Source organism: Nodularia sp. UHCC 0506 (genome assembly GCF_034931045.1).
GTDB lineage: Bacteria > Cyanobacteriota > Cyanobacteriia > Cyanobacteriales > Nostocaceae > Nodularia.
This window is the reverse complement of sequence record NZ_JAYGHH010000007.1, coordinates 103,787-122,280: the sequence shown is the minus strand read 5'-3', so window position 1 is coordinate 122,280 and position 18,494 is coordinate 103,787. Positions and strand designations below refer to the sequence as shown.

Genomic DNA, 18,494 nt, shown 5'->3' with positions numbered 1-18,494 from the left:
ACTCATTTAATCACCTCGGCTATATTATCAGGTGTGTGAGGAGCGAACCAGTAAAGGCACCGAGACGAAACACGGCCAGTCGTCGGTGTCTTTTCTGATTTTATTTATTTTGTCTGGGTATCTTACGACAGTAAAAACTTCTCGATTGCAGTTGCAACTCCATCTTTTTCAACGTGAGGAGCTACCCATTGAGCGATCGCTTGCACACCTGCGGGAGCATTGCCCATGGCTACACCGATGCCAGCATATTGCAGCATTTCCAAATCATTAAAGTTATCACCAATAGTCATCACGTGGCTGCTTTCTAAGCCTAGTAGTTCTTCAGCTATGTAACGCACAGCAGTTCCCTTATTCACTAACGGATTAGTGGCTTCAAAAAAAGTCGCGATAGATGTTGTTAAATAAAGTTCAGCAGGTGTGTATTGGCGGCGCAAGTTCCCCAATAGCTCGTTGATCACTTCTGTATCGTCAGACAAAGCTAATATTTTAGTGGGTTCATTGGTGAGGACTTGGCGCAAATCGCCCACTGGAATCGGGGTAATACCAGAACGTTGTGCATAAATTTGACTTTCTTTGCTCAAATCCCGCACATAAAGCCGATCATTGATATAGAAGTGGACAGATAAACGCGATCGCAGATGCGGCTGTTCAAAATAATCTAGTAGCTGGTGCGCCATGTCTTGGGAAACAGCCCAATGGCGATGAATTTTCTGATTAGCTGGGTCTTGAATCCAAGCCCCCTGATAGGCTGATAATGGCAGCAGAGAGTTAATTTCTTGGTGGAAGCGTAAAGCAGAACAATACATCCGACCAGTGGCGATCGCTACCTGAATTCCTTTGGCTTGCACTGCGGCGATCGCCTGCTTCACAGGTTCACTCACAGTGTTAGACTCTCCAGAAATCGTCCCATCTATATCTAGAACCAGTAATTTAATATTTTGTGCAGCCCCAGCATAATTACCAGTCAATGTCAAGTCAGAGGCAGATGCTTTGTGCATAAATTCCCTAGTTTAAACTCCCAGTATGAGGTTAGCAGTGTCTAGGGGGTAGTGGGCAACACTTAGGCTAAAATAGCTTTATGTCTCAAACCTCTGATGCTGTCACCGTCACACGCCCCACGTTCATCCTTGTAGATGGACACTCCCTGTCCTACCGTTCTTATTTCGCCTTCGCCAAAGGAAGAGATGGCGGATTAAGGACTAAAACGGGGATTCCGACCAGTGTATGTTTTGGCTTTCTCAAATGTCTGTTAGAAGTCATGGCCACAGAAAAGCCAGAAGCGATCGCGATCGCCTTTGACTTAAATTTGCCTACTTTTCGCCACGAAGCTGACGACACTTATAAAGCTGATCGTCCGGGAACACCAGAAGATTTTGTTCCTGATTTAAAAAATCTCCAAGAATTACTCGCAGGCCTTAACTTACCCATTTTCACAGCCCCAGGTTATGAAGCCGATGATGTTTTAGGAACCCTAGCACAAAAAGCCACTGCCGCAGGGTATAAAGTTAAAATTTTAACAGGCGATAAAGATTTATTTCAACTCATCAACCCTGAGCAAGAAATCACCGTTTTAAATTTTAGTCCCGATGCTTTGAAACGCTCTACAAACAGCATCACTGAATTTAGTACAGAAGAAGTTAAAGCAAAATTAGGTGTATTTCCCACGCAAATTGTTGACTATAAAGCTCTTTGTGGTGATAAATCAGATAATATTCCTGGTGTTAAGGGAATTGGCGAAAAAACAGCCGTACAGCTACTGAATACCTACCCTTCTTTAGCTGATATTTATGCAGCCTTAGATGAAATTAAAGGCGCAATTCAGAAAAAATTACAAGCAGGTAAAGAAGACGCGGAAAAATCCCAATATTTAGCCAGAATTATTGTAGATGTTCCTCTAGAAATTAATTTAGAAAACTGTAAATTAACAGGATTTGATACCAGCCTTCTCATACCTATTTTAGAAAAGTTAGAATTCAATCATTTCTTGGGCAAAATAGACGAACTTCAGCAACGTTTTGGGGGAGAAATTGCTGAAACTTCAACAGTCACAAACATCTCCCACCATGACCAAGATGATGATCTATGGTTTTTCAGTGCTGCTGATACAGCCGCATTACCACAACAACCCGCTTCACCAATTCAACCACAGATTATTAACACCCCGGATAAACTCGCCGAATTAGTGAAACTGTTGCAAACATTCACTAACCCGGACATTCCCGTGGCTTGGGACACAGAAACTACTGATTTAGAACCACGGGATGCGACCTTAGTGGGAATTGGCTGTTGTTGGGGAACCAAACCAGATGAATCAGCTTATATTCCTCTGGCGCATAAATTTGGGGAAAATTTGAGTCAAGATGCGGTTTTCACCGCACTGAGTCCAATTCTTACAAGTGCGGATTATCCCAAGACTTTCCAAAATAGTAAATTTGACCGCTTAGTTTTTCGTTGTCAAGGGATTAAGTTGGCAGGAGTGGTTTTCGACCCCATGTTAGCTAGTTATGTTCTGAATCCAGATACTAGCCATAACCTGAATGATATATCACTGCGTTATTTAGGATTAACCCTCAAAAATTATCTAGATTTAGTTCCCAAAGGCCAAACCATTGCCGATATTAGTATTGCATCTGTAGCATATTATTGCTGTTTACAAGTTTACGCCACGTTTCAACTTGTGCTGAAAATACGTGAGGAACTAGAAAAGTTTCCCGCTTTGCATAAGTTATTAGTGGAAGTAGAACAGCCGCTAGAAAAAGTTTTAGCGGAGATGGAATATACAGGTGTCCGCATTAATTCAGTGTATTTACACGAATTATCGCAGCAATTAGAGATAGATTTAGCCAAGTTACAAGAAACGGCAATCACAATAGCCGGAGAAACATTTAATTTGGGTTCTCCTAAACAATTGAGCCTGATATTATTTGAAAAGTTGGGATTAAGTACCAAATATTCTCGGAAAATGCAAACAGGCTATTCTACAGATGCGGCGACATTAGAAAAACTCCAAGAAGTTGATCAAACTGGGTTTGTTGATGCCATTATTGAGTACCGGACTTTATCTAAATTAAAGTCTACTTATGTCGATGCGTTACCAGCATTAGTTCGTCCAGATACTCAGCGAGTTCATACTAATTTTAATCAAACCGTAACAGCCACGGGTAGATTATCTTCGTCTAATCCCAACTTACAAAATATTCCCATTCGCACAGCTTTTAGTCGTCAGATTCGCAAAGCATTTTTGCCAGAATCAGGGTTTTTAATGGTGGCGGCTGATTACTCACAAATAGAGTTGCGAATTTTGGCTCATTTAAGTCAAGAGCCGATATTATTACAAGCATATCAGCAGAATGAAGATATTCACACCGTTACAGCCCGTTTGGTGTTTGAAAAATCAGATATTACATCAGATGAACGCAGGATAGCCAAAACCATTAATTTTGGTGTGATTTATGGTATGGGTTCACTGAAGTTTTCCCGTTCCACTGGGATAGATAAAACTATTGCTAACGAGTTTATTAAACGGTTTAATGAACGTTACCCGCAAGTTTTTGCATATTTAGAAGGGGTTAAAAAACAAGCAATTTCACAAGGTTATGTAGAAACTATTCTCGGTCGTCGGCGTTATGTTGAGTTTACCAATAATAGTTTACGTAAATTAAAAGACAGCAACCCAGAAGACATTGACTTAAATAAGTTGAAAAATTTAGGCCCTTACGATGCGGGTTTATTACGTTCTGCGGCTAATGCCCCAATTCAAGGTTCAAGTGCTGATATTATCAAAATTGCCATGATTAAACTGCATGAGGTTTTGCAGAACTATCAAGCAAGATTGTTATTACAAGTTCACGATGAATTGGTGTTTGAAGTTCCGCCCCAAGAGTGGGAAGAATTACAACCACAAATTAAGTCTGTCATGGAGAATGCTGTAGATTTGAGTGTACCGTTACTGGTAGATGTTCGTGCTGGTGATAATTGGATGGATGCGAAATAATTACGCAGTTTGTAGTCAGGGCTTTAGCCCTTTGTCAATTGCATACTGTTTGCTGAAAAAGTCATATAAGCTGGTTTTTTTGAGGACTAAAGTCCTCACTACAAACTTTACAAAGTTATTTTACAATTTAACTGGCAAAAATGAACATTGCACCAGCAGAACGCTGTCAAGTTAAGTTTGAATGTTTGCGTCTGTTGGCGACGTTAAAATTAGACCCAGCTAGAATGTGGTTAATTTCCGGTTTTATTGATACTTATTTCCGCCTCAGTCCACAAGAGCAAAAACTTTTACAAGCTGATATTGTTACCAGAGAACCAAGAGAACAGGGGGCAATACGGTTCAGTTAAGGTTCGCACTCTTCGTTTAGGTCATTTTTTTTAACGTTCGCGTAGCGTGCGCGCAGCGCATACCGCCAAGGACACCAAGTTAGGAATGAGAAGAAAGCAATGCTTAATTGAACTGTATTGGAACAGGAGGAAGTTATGCAAATAGTGACAAGTTGGCAGAATTTGCGATCGCTATCATGTTCTGGATTTTGTACTCAGCACGTTGCTATATCTGTAAACAAAGCAGTCAAGAGTCAACGGTCGAGAGTGAATATTGAGGACTCTAGACTTTTGACTCTTAACAATCGAATTGCCAATAGTTAAGCCCCACGCCTCAACGCAGTTTCTACCCGTTGTAACTCTTGCTCTAGACGATTTCTGAGCTTTTGGGGTACAGGACGATTTGGGTAAGAGCTGTAGTGTCCGGCTAGGGAGTTCAGAGCTGTTCGCATGGTTGTAAAGGAACTCAGATTGGAAACAGAGTTATCCCGTTGGTAGCGAGCTGAAAAATCGTTGATTTTTTGACGTGCCTCTGCTTGAATTGCGGCTCTGTCGGGTGAATCTGGTGTCAAATCCAGGGCTTCTTTCATAACATTGACTACAGCCAAGGTGTCTTGACGGTAATCGCCTGTTAAGCTGTCTAGACTGCCAGAACAGCCCATGAGTCCAAAGGCGACAACCAAAACCAAGGCAAGTAGACGCGACCAATAGCGCTTCATATGTCTTCAGTAAATAATACATAAATCAAGGTCTATCCTATCCTGGATTGGTATCCTGGGGATCATTTAGAGTATTGAGAGGTGTTGCGCAAGGGGGCAGGGGGGAGAAGACGTTAACTTCCCAATGACTCATGATTAATGACTTTTTGATATAGAGTATCTCTTTGTTGGTATGGTCTTCCTAAAGAAGCGATCGCACTTTGTAGAGTTTCGACTTCCATACAAGTACCACCCAAGGCTCCTGCCATTGTGGTAATGTGTTCCTCCATTAACGTGCCGCCAATATCGTTGCAACCCCACAATAAAGCTTCAGTAGCACCAGCCAGCCCCAGTTTGACCCAACTTGGTTGATGATTGGGGATGTAATTTCCCAAATAAATTCGCGCTACAGCTGTGAGTAATAAGGCATCATTTAACACTGGTTGATCACGTCCGACACGACGGCGTAATGATTTAGGTGCTTCTTGTCCGACAAATGGCAATGCAATAAATTCGGTAATGCGAGCCGGATATCCGCGATCAATGGCAGTTTTTTGCAGCGATCGCAATTTTTCTAAATGCCCAATTTGTTGTTCTGGCGTTTCAATATGCCCTGATAATATGGTGCTAGTGGTGGGTAAACCTAATTTATGAGCTGTACTCACAATTTCTAACCAAGTGGCTGTATTGATTTTCTCTGGACACAGTACCCGTCTGACTTGATCATCTAAGACCTCAGCTGCTGTTCCTGGCATTGAGCCTACACCAGCATCCCGCAAAGCAGCAATTACATCAGCATATTCAATGCCGTCTATTCTGGCGATAAATTGCACTTCTTGGGGCGAAAAAGCGTGTAAATGTATCTGGGGAAATTCTTGTTTAATGGTTTCTACGAGCTTTAAGTAATAATCTAAAGACTTGCCGTTGATCTGCGCTTGTGGATTTAACCCCCCCTGCATACAGATTTCAGTTGCATCTCTTCGCATCGCATCTGTAGATTTTTCTAAGATTTGCGCCCAATCTAACCAATAAGCACCAGTATCACCATCATCCCGGCGGAAAGCACAAAAACTACAATGTTGCTCGCAAATATTAGTAAAGTTGATATTGCGGTTAATGACATAAGTTACCGTATTGCCTGCTTGACTGTAGCGGAGTTTGTCAGCTGTAGTCCGAATGGCTGCGATCGCCTCTGGGTCAGTTTGTTTTAACAATACCACTCCATCGGCGGGAGATAGATCATACCCCAAAAGGGCATGATCCAAAATACTATCAACAGTTTTACAGGGCATCAGTCATAACCAAGTTACTTTTACTATTTTGGCAGAAATAATCATTAATTTTTCGACTATCATAATTGATGAAATTAATATTAATTAAAAAAAATCATGTATAATTTTTTTCGTCCAATATGAGTGAAAAAGTTCATGTTTTGTTATCTGAAATAACTACCTCATTACAAATTCCAGAACTCCCCCCTCCAAACTCCGGATTTAATCATCAAGCAATTTATTTTTCATTGATAATTCCCACTTATCAAGAGCGTGATAATATTCCAAATCTGCTCAAAATCTTAAGTGAACTGCTCAATGAATTTATACCAGGACAATATGAATTAATTGTAGTTGATGATGACAGTCCTGATCGCACTTGGGAAATAGCAAAATCCCTCATGGGAGAATACCCGCAATTACGAGTAATGCGACGCAAAAAAGAACGAGGGCTGTCTTCAGCCGTAATTCGGGGATGGCAAGTGGCAAAGGGCAATATTTTAGGGGTAATTGATGGAGATTTACAGCATCCACCCGAAATATTAATCCAATTATTGTTGACAATTAAACAAGGTGCAGATTTAGCAGTAGCTAGTCGTCATGTCAAAGGAGGTGGTGTTAGTAGTTGGAATATAATTAGGCGTTTTTTGTCCCGTGGCGCTCAGGTATTAGGGTTGATTTTGTTACCAGGGGTAGTTGGTAGAGTTTCTGACCCTATGAGTGGTTATTTCATAGTGCGACGTACTTGTATTGCAGGTGTCACACTTCATCCAGTGGGATACAAAATACTTTTGGAAGTGATTGGCCGGGGAAATGTCAATCAAATTGCTGAAGTTGGTTATGTATTTTCTGAGCGTCAACAAGGTGAAAGTAAGGTGACATGGAAGCAATATGTAGAATATTTACAGCATTTATTTCGCTTACGATTGTCTACGGGTGTGCTGGGACGAGTCAAGCAAAAAATCAATTTACCCATTGGTAAATTCCTGCGGTTTGGATTAGTGGGACTGAGTGGGGTGTTTGTGGATATGGCTATACTTTATTTACTCAGTGACTCAACTACTTTGGCTTTACCTTTAACTTTGAGTAAAATTATTGCTGGCGAAATTGCCATTTTCAATAATTTCTTGTGGAATGATACTTGGACGTTTGCTGATGTCAGTAGCAAGCAACAGAAATGGCATCAGCGCCTCAAGCGATTTTTGAAATTTAATTTAATTTGCCTGGGTGGATTAGGGTTAAATGTCTTAGTTTTGAATTTGATATTTAGTTTTTTGATTCGTAACAAATACATTGCTAATTTAATCGCGATCGCCATTGTGACTATTTGGAATTTCTGGGTGAATTTAAAACTCAGTTGGCGCGTCACTGACGTGAAATAGCTGCAATTTAAATCAGGAATTATGTAAATTTTTGAAAAAACGTATCGCTAAAGCGAAAGCTCCTCTAAAGCATAGCGCATACAGCCAAGGACACAAAGGACAATAATTCCAGTTTGCATAAGTCCTATAAATCTCAATTTGAGTAAAAAAATAAATATTTTACAACATTAAAAAATTAGATTAATTATCTTTCATGAACTACTATACAAATATAGTCAGTGAATATTTATGGCGTGTTATACAAAGTTTAGCTGTTAATATAAATCTAGAATTGCTCAAAATTTTGCAACAAAAACCTAACTTTATTGTTAAGAAAGAAAATGTATGGTATTTACAAGATCATCCCGAAGCGATCGCTTTACCGGAAACCAAACTAGAAACACAGTATACGCTGTTAAAAAAACATAGAAGCAACGCAAGTTTATCGTAAAATATCTAGTGTTACACAATAATAGAAGCACAAAATAGTTTACTTTCTAGCTTCTGCCAGGAAAAACTCTACTTAAAAATAGATGTACTTATATAAAAATTGGCGCTCTACCGTTTCGGCTCGCTGGTTTCATCCTGTACTATTGCTAATTTGGTTAATCATTGGTATTGGCTTACGTTTAGCTAATTTGACTGGAAAACCTCCTTGGACTGATGAGTTTTCTACCTTAGTATTTAGTTTGGGAAATAGTTTTTTAGCAGTTCCTTTAGATCAAGCGATCGCACCTGATATTTTATTACAACCACTGCAACCACAAGCAACTGCTAATATCCAAGACGTATGGACACACCTAAGTCAAGAAACTAACCATCCTCCGCTTTACTTTTTTCTCGCTCATTGGTGGATGCAGTTATTTCCGACACCAGGGGGTTTAGTTTCTGTATGGGGAGCGCGATCGCTTGCGGCTATTTTGGGTACAGTCTCTATTCCCGCTATCTATACTTTGGGGTGGCTAACTTTTCGCTCTCGATTGGTGAGTCACTTAGCTGCGGCCATGATGACAGTATCACCCTTTGGGATCTTTCTCGCACAGGAAGCGCGTCATTACACTTTGGCTATTTTGTGGGTAATTGCTTCCTTCGCTTGTTTGGTAATTGCTACACGTTATCTTCTAAATTATACTCAATTACCCATTTATCTAGTCATCTCCTGGGTAGTCATTAATGCTTTGGGTATTGCGACTCATTATTTTTTTGCCCTTACCCTGATTACAGAAGCTTTAGTAATAATTTTTTTAGTTAGGCATCAAATCTCGAATCAGGCGAAATGGTCTGTTCTCTTTTCTCCTCTCTGGCAGCGTATTTATATCGTTGCTGCTGCTACTTGTGTGGCAGGATTAGTTTGGCTACCTGTATTTCTACAGAATAGCTATGGAAGTAAATTAACTGAATGGATACAGGAACCACGAGTTGGTTTAGCTTGGATTAGTCCACTTTTTCAAGCTTTTGCAGCCTGGATTACCATGCTTTATTTATTACCAGTAGAATCACCACAGATAGCAATTGTGATTGCATCTGGAGTAGTCATGCTGATATTTTTGATTTGGGCATTACCAATACTCATTCATGGCTTTAAAGTACAACTACAACAACCAGAGAGCCGGTTTATCACTCAGATATTAACTGTTTTAGTTGTGGGAGCGATCGCTTTATTCTTCTTTTTTACTTATTTCTTGGGCATTGATTTGACAAGGGGCGCTCGTTACAACTTTGTCTACTTTCCCGCAGTCATAGTTTTATTAGGAGCCAGCCTCGCAGTTTGTTGGCAGAATGAAAGTATAGGTAGATGGAAAATAACAGGCAAAAAAGCCGTAATTCTGATTTGGCTGATGGGATTTTTTAGTGCTGTGACAGTTGTTTGTAATCTCGGTTATCAAAAATACTACCGCCCTGACCTTTTTGTACAACTGATTCAACAAACATCTCAAGTGCCAGTCCTCATTGCTACTAGCCAAATAACTCATGTACACATTGGCGAAATGATGGGGGTAGCAAGGGAATTTAAAATGCAAAACTTACCCTCTCCTTCCCCTCTGTTTCTTTTAGCGCATCAAGACCAAGACCCCAATACTTCTACTACAGCCCTAAATAAAACCTTACAAGAATTACCAAGACCCTTTGATTTATGGTTAGTCAATTTTCATGCGCCCATAGCAGAAGAAGTTAAATTATGTGACGCAGAAAACCAAAATTTACCAGCAATCAACGGTTATGTGTATGAACTTTATCACTGTAAATAATCATTTTTTATCACCTTTTGGTACACCCACAGGAGATAAACCAGCGATCGCGCGGAGATTTTGACAACGAATTAACTCGCTAAAATTTAGGGTAGAATATTTTTCAATCTGAGCGATCGCTTCAATAGCAGATAATAAATGCTCGGCTGCTTCAGTTTCCGAATAACTCCGACGTTGAGCGATCCGCAGCGCTGCTAAATCGGCGTTTAACTCTGATTCAGAAGATTTGTTAGTTCGCCAAATCCGCACCAAAGCGATCGCACTTAAACCCCCAGCCACAGCTACACCCACCACATCTGACTGTGCTGATTCTAATAATCCCGCCAATAAACCCAGTAAAACCACACCTTGATAAATATCAGGTTTAAACCACTTCACCCCCATCAACCAGCTAACTTTCTGTAATAGCAATAAATCCCGTTGTGGTTTAGTCAACCGTAACCACAAATCAAAATTAATATATATTGGTCGATCCTGATTCCAAGGTAGAGGAAAAGCAGCGTAAATCACCTTTGACTGCTCCGGCTTGCTGACAATTTTAGTAGTCATTCGACTAGAAGCAGGCATTACATCTAACAACCGACGAATTTCAACCCTTGGCTCCATTGGAATAATTCGTAATTCGTAATTCGTAATTCGTAATTCGTAATTCGTAGTTATCATCTAAAATTCTGACTCAGCGTACCTTTGCGCTAACTTAGCGTTCCTCTGCGTTGAAAAATGTATTCTATTACATGAGATAATACTACTTAAATGCTTCAGTACGAAATACGAATTAATACTAAATGGATGCATTTGCTCCCATTCCGCCTAAATGGACAGATCAGGCAGTTCACGCTTATGAGTTTTGCTGTCCTAGTTGTAACGCCAGTAGCCGAGAAGCTTTAGAAGTTTGGATCAATAGGCGATCGCCTGTCATGACAGCAGATCACCGACGCAAATGGCAGGAGTTTTACAATTGTCAATGTGGTTATGTTTGGTGGGCGTGGAGTAGCGATCGCCCAGCAGTCGATATCCCAAATCAACAAGATTATCATTCCACATAATTATTATCCACCAAAAAGCCCGCACTAAGGCGGGCTTCTTATTTAACTTCTAACTAACACCAGTTTTAGAAACTGAAGGTAGTACGTAAAGTACCTACATAAATGGTGTCGTTATTGCTATTGTGTTCAGGGTTAAAAATCACCAATAAACCAGGGGTGACAGCGATATTCTCAGTGAGGCGCATCCTGTAGAGGCCTTCTAAATGATAAGAGGTATCGGATTCGGAATTTACAGAACCACCAGTTACTTTCGGGGGTTGACCAAAGATCACGCCGAGTAAGTTCCCTTCTCTACCAAAGTCTCTGATACCTATATTAGCAGCCCAGTAAAAAATGTCTGCATCAGCATTGGCAACTTCAGATTCTGCTGTGGTGTAACCAACCCAACCGCCTACTGACAATGCCGAACTTGCTTTGAAGTTGGCTTGTATACTATAATTGTTGGCTGAGGTAGCAGTGTTACCAAAAGGTCTATTAGCAAAAGCACTACCTTGGCTACCGAACAGATTTACACCGTTGGCAGGGTTCTGATAAGTACGAGAGTAGGTAAAACCTAAGTTTAAAGCTTGGCTGGGTTTGAAGTCTATTTGACCAAAAAATGCGTTAGCGCCATTCAATAGACCATTATCATCGGTAGGGTCATCAGCGCTGGGTGCCATATAAGCCCCCGTGAAGCTAATAGCTCCTTTGGGATTCAATGTCACAGTTAAACCAGCACCACCAGGAGAGGATGCCCGATATATGGGGCTGAAACGACCGTAGCGAGAGATAGCGCCTGAACCACTACTACTGAAGTTTGGGTTGAATACATTAGTGTTATTCCATATTTCAGCACCAGAAGCATCAACCTTGACTCGGACTGCATCACTCAAGTTGAATTGGTAGTTAACTTTAGAAATTTCAACGTTGTTACCATTGTCACCATCAAAGCCCAAGCGGGTCATGTTGGTACCAGTGACATTTGGTCTTGAGGAGCTTCCGCCGTCTAATTGGGCAATGTTACGAGCTTGCAAACGAATATGCAACCTATCGTTTCCTGTGAAGCTGCTTTCCAAGTTCAAACGAACCCGATTAGCAAAGACAGTGTTATCTTGTATGTCGCCACCGCCTACTCTTTCGTCACCAAAAGCACCAGCTAGAGCAAAAATAGCTTCACCCTTCAACTTGGTGGTGGTAGAAAATTGATTCGCTTCTAATTCAGCAGTCCGGGCTTCTAAGGAATCTACACGACCACGCAGGGTAGCCAATTCAGCCGAAAATTCTTCTTGCAAGCGCTGTAATGTAGCTAGGTCTTGTCTAGTGATTAAATCGGCGGTTGCTGTAGCAATCAGTTCATTAACTCTGTCTAAACAAGCGTTTAAACCAGCCGCAAATTCGTAACGAGTTAAGGCACGATTACCACGGTAAGTAGCGTTGGGATAACCTGCAATACAACCATAACGCTCAACCAAAGACTGTAAAGCTTGAAACGCCCAGTCTGTGGGTTGTACATCCGAGAACTGAGAAACAGATGTTACCTGACCGATGCTGTTAGCCTCTTGGGATAATTGAGCAACGGTTGTTACTTGTTCATTCACTTCAACCGCAAAAGCACTATTAGCAGTCAATAATGTTGCAGCGATCGCTGGGCTAACCTTCAGAGCATTCCAAATTATGTTTTTCATGTCTGTTTTTAATTTCACTCACACCTAAATAATGAAAACCATGAAAGAACTTTTAGTTTTTTCTGGCGGTTTACTTAAACCTTCCGTAATGAATATAGCAAAGTCCAATAATTAGTACAAGTCAATTATCATTTTTTTTATACTATAGATTTAATTAGTTTATTTGATGCCAGAAGAATAATTCGACGCTTGTAGCGTAATAAAGCCCCTTGTTCTTCAAATTGCTGTAGCAGCCGTGTAACTGTAACACGAGTAGTATTTAAGACCTCAGATATTTCCTGGTGAGTAACATTTAGGTCAATTAATTTACCCTGTTCTACATCACGTCCAAATTTTTCACCTAACCACAGCAAGAATTTCCCCAAACGTAACGACATTGGTTTAAGATGCACAATGCTTAAAAGCTCTTCTGAATGTTTAATATGGGACAAAAAAGCATCAATATCTCTATACCAAAGGTGCTGCGGTATGATGCTGGCTTCTACACTAGTTAGGCATTCAATCTGGTAAGGTTGAACTTTCGATAAAGAATAGCCAATCAGATCACCAGCACCCCAATAACCGAGAGTAATAAATATTCCTTCTTCACTCCAGGTTAAGGTACGAACTGCTCCACGCTCAATGCGCCACAGGACATCATTATCAGGAGGAATTAATTCTCTACGAGTAAATAATCTTTGTGGTAAATCTCCACCAAGGGTAGATTCATTTGATACATTTGGGGTAAAACTTGTGAAGGACATTGTGCAAGTACTAATAAGAGTGCAAAATTTAAATTTGTCTGTTGATCAGTCAATGATAAAAGCGTCGAAAAAATTGTCACCTCACAGTGAATATACTTACATATTTAAAATGAAAATTCTTTAGCTAAAGCCATAGTATTTTGCATTTAATAAATCAATGCGGTGAATGTTTAATTTCATGTTTTACATAAACTTTGACAAAAAGTTCAATTTTTATACTTGTAATATTTCCAGATAAATTACAACTACAAATTCCGGTTTTTTATACTGGTTACTTTAGTTACATAAATTGTATTAGTAGGTGAAATAAAAGTAGCTTGTTTACCGCTTGTACGTACTCTAATTGAGAAAGTTTAAGAAGAGGTAAACATTTGGTAAATTGTATGTTAGTTAACAAAATTTAAATTTTTATTCAACCCAAAATTCACACTTTTGATGGTAAACCCTTCAAAAACCTTGCACTTACTTTCGGGTTTATCAGCCTCAAACCTGCAATTTATCTGGATTTTATATGTATTCAGCAAGCTCTAATTAATCGAATATTTCTCAAATCTAATTAAAAACGTTGTCCAGTCACGATGTATGTTACTCTCTGACCGATATTAGTGGCATGATCTGCCATGCGTTCTAAACAACGAATTGCTAGAGCTAACAACAAAATTGGTTCCACTACCCCTGGTACATCTCGTTGCTGGGCTAAAGTCTGATAAACGTAGTCATAAGCATTATCCACAGCATCATCCAGGTGTTGTAAAGCTCGTCCACCAACTTCGTCTAAATCAGCTAATGCCTTTAAGCTAGTTGCTAACATTGCTTGTGCGTGGTGAGACATATTTTCAATGTCTGGCAAAGACGTATGAGGTGGATAAGGAAAAATTTTAACGGCAATATTCGCTAAATCCTCAGCATAATCGCCAATTCGCTCTAAATCTCGCACTAACTGCATAAAAGCACTCAAACAACGTAAATCTTGAGCTGTAGGTGCTTGGAGAGTCATGATTGCTGTACAGTCTGATTCTATTTGTCTATAAAAGCGATCAATTTTTTTATCTAATCGGGGAAGTTCCTCAGCTGCCGTTAAATCACGGGCAAATAGCGCTTGGTGGCTGAGGCGAAAGGACTGTTCTACCAAAGCGCCCATGCGTAATACGTCCCGTTCTAAGCGCCTAATGGCACGTGCCAACTGGGGATTTTTCGGGTTAGGGTTGTGATCATACAAGGCAGCTGCCACACTTATAGGCTCAAAGGTGAAGATATTCTTAACTATAGTCTTGGCTCCGGGAGTTTGCCATAACTTCAGGAAGTTGAAGCTGCATCCAAGCACCACCAGTTTTTGGATCGTTCATAGCTTTGATGGAACCGCCGTGGGCGACAACAATTTGCCGGACGATAGCTAAACCTAAACCATTACCCACAATCGTCCCTAGAGAATTATTTTCTGGCAATGAGGAATGAGTCCGTGCTTTATCTCCCCGATAAAATCGCTCAAAAATATGTGGCAAATCTGTTTCAGAAAAGCCTAGCCCCGAATCAATAAGATTTATTTCCAAAATATTGGCTGAGTGCAAAGCACACACTCCGCGAACGCGATCGCCTCCGGTGGGACGTAACCCATCACTATGATCAATATCTTCTACAGATAATATTTTTGCTTGGACTTGAATAGAAGTACCAGGAGGACTATATTTGATGCTATTATCCAGCAAGTTGAGAAAAACTTGATAAATGCGGGCAGGATCTGCCTTAATCCAGAGGTTTTCTGCTCCAGAATACTCAAGAGACAGATTTTGCTTTTGTGTTAATGGTTCTAATGTTTCCCAAACAGATGTAATTAGCGATCGCACTTCCAAAACTTCTGGATGCAATTGCATAGTTGGGTTGGCTTCCATTTGGGTCAGTTCTAACCAGCTTTGCACCAAGTTAATTAACCGATCAACTTCCTGCATCAGCCGATTTACCCAACGATTTAACGGTGGATCTAAACGGTTTTGTAAAGTTTCCACTACTAAACGAATCGAAGTCAATGGCGTTCTCAGTTCGTGGGCTAAATCAGAAAAAGAGCGATCGCGTTCTTGATTCATGTCCAGTAGCGGTTGGCGATTTTCTAAGAAAACCCCTACTTGTCCATTAGGCAAAGGTAAACTAGACGCTCGCAAAACTAGAGATTTTACGGTTGGCATTTGTGCCACATCATCACAAGATGGATGAAATACCCACTCGTTTGTCTGTGCTTTCTGCCAATCACGAGTTTGTTCAATTAAATGATCAAGTTCATAAGATCGCACCAACTCCAGTAATAAGCGCACCTGTCCTGCTTGCCATCTTTGTAGACACAATATATTTCGCGCTTGTTGATTACACCACAGCAATTGATTTTCTTCATCTACCTGTAAATATCCCAATGGTGCAAAGTCCAGCAGGTCTTGGTAGGTTTTTAGTGACTGGTGCAAATCTTCTCGCTGCTGCTTAATTATTCCGATTTCGCGCTGCAAACGAGGTATTAGCGGTAGGATTACCTTTTGAGAACCAGAGTTTAACGGTTGCAGTATTTGCCCTAAATAGCGTTTCAATTGAACCTGTTGCCAAATCCAAATCCCAATACCTACCGCTAAACCCAGAAAAAATCCTAATAAGAGCATTAGAATGTGAATTGTTAGTTGCTTTATGATTAATCAAAACTAACAACTATTTCTATAAATTACCCAAAGCGATAACCAAAACCTCTGACAGTGACAATGTGTTCTGGGTGGCTAGGATCTTCTTCGAGTTTTTCCCGTAACCAACGGATATGAACATCTACAGTTTTGCTGTCACCAACAAATTCCGGCCCCCAAACCTGATCTAGCAGTTGTTCACGAGACCAAACTCGACGAGCATAACTCATAAACAGCTCTAGCAAACGAAACTCTTTGGGAGACAAATTCACCTCTTGATCCCGCACCAGCACACGGCACTCTTGAGGATTTAAAGTGATATTCTTGTGTTTTAGGACTTGTAGTTGTGGCAAGCTGCTTAAACGTTGGCGACGAAGTAGAGCGCGACACCGAGCTACTAACTCCCTCATGCTAAAAGGTTTCGTCAGGTAATCATCAGCGCCTACTTCTAACCCCAAAACGCGGTCAGTTTCGCTACCTTTAGCACTGAGAATCAAAATTGGGACTGGGTTTCCTTGATGACGCAGCAAACGGCAGATATCTAGCCCATTAATATGAGGTAGCATCAAATCAAGAATTATCAAGTCAAAAGGAGGTTCCCCTGAGTTGGGGTCACAATTTTTGAGATATTCCACAGCTGACCGCCCATCAGGAGCAGTTATTACGCCAAAACCTTCTTCTTCCAATGCTACAGCTAACATTTCTTGGATTAATTCTTCATCTTCTACCACTAAAATTCGGCTCGTTTGTCCGATTTCTGCTCTGGTAGAGTACTTGATTGATTCACTGGTATACATTGATATCACAAAAATCTAGGTTTGTGGTTGTATCAATTAACATTTTGGAATTAATTATCTAATCTCAGTAGATTTATCTTTCTACCGCAGTGAATTTATTTTGCCAAAAGTAACATATATAACAATACATTATAAATACCTGTAATTGCAAGCTGCTAATAGAATTTTTAGCACCCTAACTTAGAAAATTTGGTCATAAATGCAACTAATTCTTAATAAGGAACTTCTGATCAATAAATTATCCAATTAAAGGTATCACTAAAGCGAAAGCTCTGTTAAGGCGTAGCGCATACCACAGAGACACTGAGTTATGAGAGTTTGAGAAGTTTTGTGCGTTAAGTGATTGAGTATTTTTTTTATTTGGAAGTCCCTAACAATGAATGAGAAAGAGCGTTTATTTTATTTGATAATTACTATTAAGTTGTAAGATGCGAGTATACTAAAACTTACGCAAGATGATGAAAGCACAAACCACAGACGGCTAAAAAGTCTAGAGGAATGCATTTTCACAGGTTTCCTGCGTAAGTCTTAGAGGATGTTTTAAAAGTTCTAGGCGAATATAACTCGCTATTACACAAACTAACTTCCTTTAGGTTCGCCAGTCGCTGGGGAATTGCTCAATTTTCCACAGCGCTGCATTCACTACCTGCGCGGAAAACTTCAAAAATTAAGGGTTTTTATCCACGCAGGTGGTCTTCCTTTGAGTAATACGCGTAGTGTTTTATCTGTATAGCCGCGACTGACCATTGCCGAGGCTAATGTGAATTGATACTTTACAAACATCCTTGTCACTGATGTATTAATCGCACTTAGTGGTCTGTTTTTTCGGGTCTGCCATTATTCACAGGTCTTTTTTGCTCATTTTTGGCGGTTTCATTGAGTTTTTTGTTAGATTGTTGGTTGGAATTGTATTGTTGGTTAGTCATAAATCAGCCTTCATTTGAAAATCAACTACACATCTAAATACAGCGAAGATACTAGCAATTCCAGAAAAAAGTCAAAATAATCACAAAAATAAAAATACTTAGAAACTTGTATATTTGCTGACTAGTACATAGAAACTACTCAAATCATCATACTCATATCGGGTTAATTGATTTTTGGTGTTACTCAAGGGAGATATTTTTGTACTACTATCCAGCCTGTAAGGGATACCCAAGCAAAACCTCCAAATAAAATCACATTGACACCAATGTGTAAAGGTCTAGCCCAAGAACGCCTAATGCTAATTTGTGTGGCGCTGAAAGCAGATAGCAAGACCAAGGCCACTACGATTAACCCAGCTATCAAGTGTGATGAGTGTCCCAAGGAACCAAAGTGACCTAAAGTGCCTACAATGCCGATGGCTAGTAGTAGCAACACTAAACTGACCATAGTGATGCCAATTATATAGTGCAGCGATCGCATCTGCCTACGTCCACCAATAAACCACGGGAAACTAGGAAAATATTGCGAATTTCTCTCTTGAAACATCCAAATCCCCGTAAGTGCTAGGAGCAAATATGCCAATAGAGACAACCCCATCGACCATGCGGCGATTTTCCACAACCAAATAAAAGAAGGCAAATTCATAACATTGATTGTAAACCGGAACGAGAAAAGATTACGGTTGACTAATGACTAAATAAAAAGGGCTGCTGAATTTCGCAACCCTAAAATCATATAAAATTGTTTTTTTAATCAATGGATTA

The 18,494-nt window shown here is 40.1% G+C and carries 17 protein-coding genes; 7 read left to right on the top strand and 10 right to left on the bottom strand.

Going from position 1 to position 18,494, the window contains the following annotated elements:
- Nucleotides 1–122 precede the first annotated feature (122 nt).
- On the bottom strand, nucleotides 123–998 hold the full coding sequence (locus VB654_RS07540) for an HAD family hydrolase (RefSeq protein WP_323213050.1): 876 nt from the start codon (nucleotides 996–998) through the stop codon (nucleotides 123–125).
- A gap of 80 nt (nucleotides 999–1,078) precedes the next feature.
- On the opposite strand from VB654_RS07540, the gene polA reads away from it, so the two are divergent.
- From polA to VB654_RS07525, 3 genes are all read left to right on the top strand, one after another.
- A complete protein-coding gene (polA, locus tag VB654_RS07535) occupies nucleotides 1,079–3,994 on the top strand; it encodes a DNA polymerase I (protein WP_323213049.1) in 2,916 nt (971 codons plus the stop codon).
- Nucleotides 3,995–4,134: 140 nt separating this feature from the next.
- On the top strand, nucleotides 4,135–4,341 hold the full coding sequence (locus tag VB654_RS07530) for a hypothetical protein (RefSeq protein WP_323213048.1): 207 nt from the start codon (nucleotides 4,135–4,137) through the stop codon (nucleotides 4,339–4,341).
- Nucleotides 4,342–4,476: 135 nt separating this feature from the next.
- Nucleotides 4,477–4,644 carry a hypothetical protein gene (locus tag VB654_RS07525; RefSeq protein ID WP_323213047.1) on the top strand — a complete coding sequence of 56 codons (168 nt, stop codon included), beginning with the start codon at nucleotides 4,477–4,479 and terminating at the stop codon, nucleotides 4,642–4,644.
- On the opposite strand, the gene psb27 is transcribed toward VB654_RS07525, so the two are convergent.
- Together psb27 and cofH are read right to left on the bottom strand one after the other, a co-directional pair.
- Entirely contained in the window at nucleotides 4,641–5,039 is a 399-nt protein-coding gene (psb27, locus tag VB654_RS07520; RefSeq protein ID WP_323213046.1) for a photosystem II protein Psb27, read from the bottom strand. The genes VB654_RS07525 and psb27 overlap by 4 nt on opposite strands.
- A gap of 113 nt (nucleotides 5,040–5,152) precedes the next feature.
- Nucleotides 5,153–6,310, bottom strand: a complete 1,158-nt coding sequence (gene cofH / locus VB654_RS07515; protein WP_323213045.1) for a 7,8-didemethyl-8-hydroxy-5-deazariboflavin synthase subunit CofH — start codon at nucleotides 6,308–6,310, stop codon at nucleotides 5,153–5,155.
- A 119-nt stretch (nucleotides 6,311–6,429) separates the two neighbouring features.
- Here cofH and VB654_RS07510 point away from each other — a divergent pair, with 119 nt between their 5' ends.
- The 3 genes from VB654_RS07510 to VB654_RS07500 all read left to right on the top strand — a co-directional run bounded on the left by VB654_RS07510 (nucleotide 6,430) and on the right by VB654_RS07500 (nucleotide 9,899).
- Nucleotides 6,430–7,671 carry a glycosyltransferase gene (locus VB654_RS07510; RefSeq protein ID WP_323213044.1) on the top strand — a complete coding sequence of 414 codons (1,242 nt, stop codon included), beginning with the start codon at nucleotides 6,430–6,432 and terminating at the stop codon, nucleotides 7,669–7,671.
- A 193-nt stretch (nucleotides 7,672–7,864) separates the two neighbouring features.
- Entirely contained in the window at nucleotides 7,865–8,101 is a 237-nt protein-coding gene (locus VB654_RS07505; protein ID WP_323213043.1) for a hypothetical protein, read from the top strand.
- An 82-nt stretch (nucleotides 8,102–8,183) separates the two neighbouring features.
- The gene (locus VB654_RS07500; RefSeq protein ID WP_323213042.1) at nucleotides 8,184–9,899 is read left to right on the top strand and encodes a glycosyltransferase; all 1,716 of its coding nucleotides are present in this window, start codon (nucleotides 8,184–8,186) and stop codon (nucleotides 9,897–9,899) included.
- Here the strand turns inward: VB654_RS07500 and VB654_RS07495 are convergent, their stop codons facing one another.
- Nucleotides 9,900–10,505, bottom strand: a complete 606-nt coding sequence (locus VB654_RS07495; protein WP_323213097.1) for a DUF3318 domain-containing protein — start codon at nucleotides 10,503–10,505, stop codon at nucleotides 9,900–9,902.
- Between the two features lie 179 nt (nucleotides 10,506–10,684).
- On the opposite strand from VB654_RS07495, the gene VB654_RS07490 reads away from it, so the two are divergent.
- On the top strand, nucleotides 10,685–10,945 hold the full coding sequence (locus VB654_RS07490) for a hypothetical protein (protein WP_323213041.1): 261 nt from the start codon (nucleotides 10,685–10,687) through the stop codon (nucleotides 10,943–10,945).
- 65 nt (nucleotides 10,946–11,010) lie between these two features.
- Here VB654_RS07490 and VB654_RS07485 read toward each other — a convergent pair whose 3' ends face one another.
- The 6 genes from VB654_RS07485 to VB654_RS07460 form a co-directional block, all read right to left on the bottom strand.
- A complete protein-coding gene (locus tag VB654_RS07485; RefSeq protein ID WP_323213040.1) occupies nucleotides 11,011–12,609 on the bottom strand; it encodes an iron uptake porin in 1,599 nt (532 codons plus the stop codon).
- Nucleotides 12,610–12,746: 137 nt separating this feature from the next.
- Nucleotides 12,747–13,352: a Crp/Fnr family transcriptional regulator gene (locus VB654_RS07480; RefSeq protein ID WP_323213039.1), complete on the bottom strand. Its 606-nt coding sequence runs from the start codon at nucleotides 13,350–13,352 to the stop codon at nucleotides 12,747–12,749.
- Between the two features lie 556 nt (nucleotides 13,353–13,908).
- A complete protein-coding gene (gene phoU / locus VB654_RS07475; protein WP_323213038.1) occupies nucleotides 13,909–14,583 on the bottom strand; it encodes a phosphate signaling complex protein PhoU in 675 nt (224 codons plus the stop codon).
- Between the two features lie 28 nt (nucleotides 14,584–14,611).
- Complete coding sequence (locus VB654_RS07470; protein ID WP_323213037.1) at nucleotides 14,612–15,991, bottom strand: PAS domain-containing sensor histidine kinase; 1,380 nt, start codon at nucleotides 15,989–15,991, stop codon at nucleotides 14,612–14,614.
- A 59-nt stretch (nucleotides 15,992–16,050) separates the two neighbouring features.
- Nucleotides 16,051–16,803: a response regulator transcription factor gene (locus tag VB654_RS07465; protein ID WP_323213036.1), complete on the bottom strand. Its 753-nt coding sequence runs from the start codon at nucleotides 16,801–16,803 to the stop codon at nucleotides 16,051–16,053.
- Between the two features lie 1,110 nt (nucleotides 16,804–17,913).
- Nucleotides 17,914–18,375 (bottom strand): DUF4079 domain-containing protein, encoded by a 462-nt coding sequence (locus tag VB654_RS07460; RefSeq protein ID WP_323213035.1) that lies wholly within the window; start codon nucleotides 18,373–18,375, stop codon nucleotides 17,914–17,916.
- Nucleotides 18,376–18,494 lie beyond the last annotated feature (119 nt).

Excerpts from the sequence above, each read along its gene's own strand:
- VB654_RS07540 (WP_323213050.1), bottom strand. The coding sequence starts at position 998 with ATGCACAAAGCATCTGCCTCTGACTTGACATTGACTGGTAATTATGCT.
- polA (WP_323213049.1), top strand. The coding sequence starts at position 1,079 with ATGTCTCAAACCTCTGATGCTGTCACCGTCACACGCCCCACGTTCATC.
- VB654_RS07530 (WP_323213048.1), top strand. The coding sequence starts at position 4,135 with ATGAACATTGCACCAGCAGAACGCTGTCAAGTTAAGTTTGAATGTTTG.
- VB654_RS07525 (WP_323213047.1), top strand. The coding sequence starts at position 4,477 with ATGCAAATAGTGACAAGTTGGCAGAATTTGCGATCGCTATCATGTTCT.
- psb27 (WP_323213046.1), bottom strand. The coding sequence starts at position 5,039 with ATGAAGCGCTATTGGTCGCGTCTACTTGCCTTGGTTTTGGTTGTCGCC.
- cofH (WP_323213045.1), bottom strand. The coding sequence starts at position 6,310 with ATGCCCTGTAAAACTGTTGATAGTATTTTGGATCATGCCCTTTTGGGG.
- VB654_RS07510 (WP_323213044.1), top strand. The coding sequence starts at position 6,430 with ATGAGTGAAAAAGTTCATGTTTTGTTATCTGAAATAACTACCTCATTA.
- VB654_RS07505 (WP_323213043.1), top strand. The coding sequence starts at position 7,865 with ATGAACTACTATACAAATATAGTCAGTGAATATTTATGGCGTGTTATA.
- VB654_RS07500 (WP_323213042.1), top strand. The coding sequence starts at position 8,184 with ATGTACTTATATAAAAATTGGCGCTCTACCGTTTCGGCTCGCTGGTTT.
- VB654_RS07495 (WP_323213097.1), bottom strand. The coding sequence starts at position 10,505 with ATGGAGCCAAGGGTTGAAATTCGTCGGTTGTTAGATGTAATGCCTGCT.
- VB654_RS07490 (WP_323213041.1), top strand. The coding sequence starts at position 10,685 with ATGGATGCATTTGCTCCCATTCCGCCTAAATGGACAGATCAGGCAGTT.
- VB654_RS07485 (WP_323213040.1), bottom strand. The coding sequence starts at position 12,609 with ATGAAAAACATAATTTGGAATGCTCTGAAGGTTAGCCCAGCGATCGCT.
- VB654_RS07480 (WP_323213039.1), bottom strand. The coding sequence starts at position 13,352 with ATGTCCTTCACAAGTTTTACCCCAAATGTATCAAATGAATCTACCCTT.
- VB654_RS07470 (WP_323213037.1), bottom strand. The coding sequence starts at position 15,991 with ATGCTCTTATTAGGATTTTTTCTGGGTTTAGCGGTAGGTATTGGGATT.
- VB654_RS07465 (WP_323213036.1), bottom strand. The coding sequence starts at position 16,803 with ATGTATACCAGTGAATCAATCAAGTACTCTACCAGAGCAGAAATCGGA.
- VB654_RS07460 (WP_323213035.1), bottom strand. The coding sequence starts at position 18,375 with ATGAATTTGCCTTCTTTTATTTGGTTGTGGAAAATCGCCGCATGGTCG.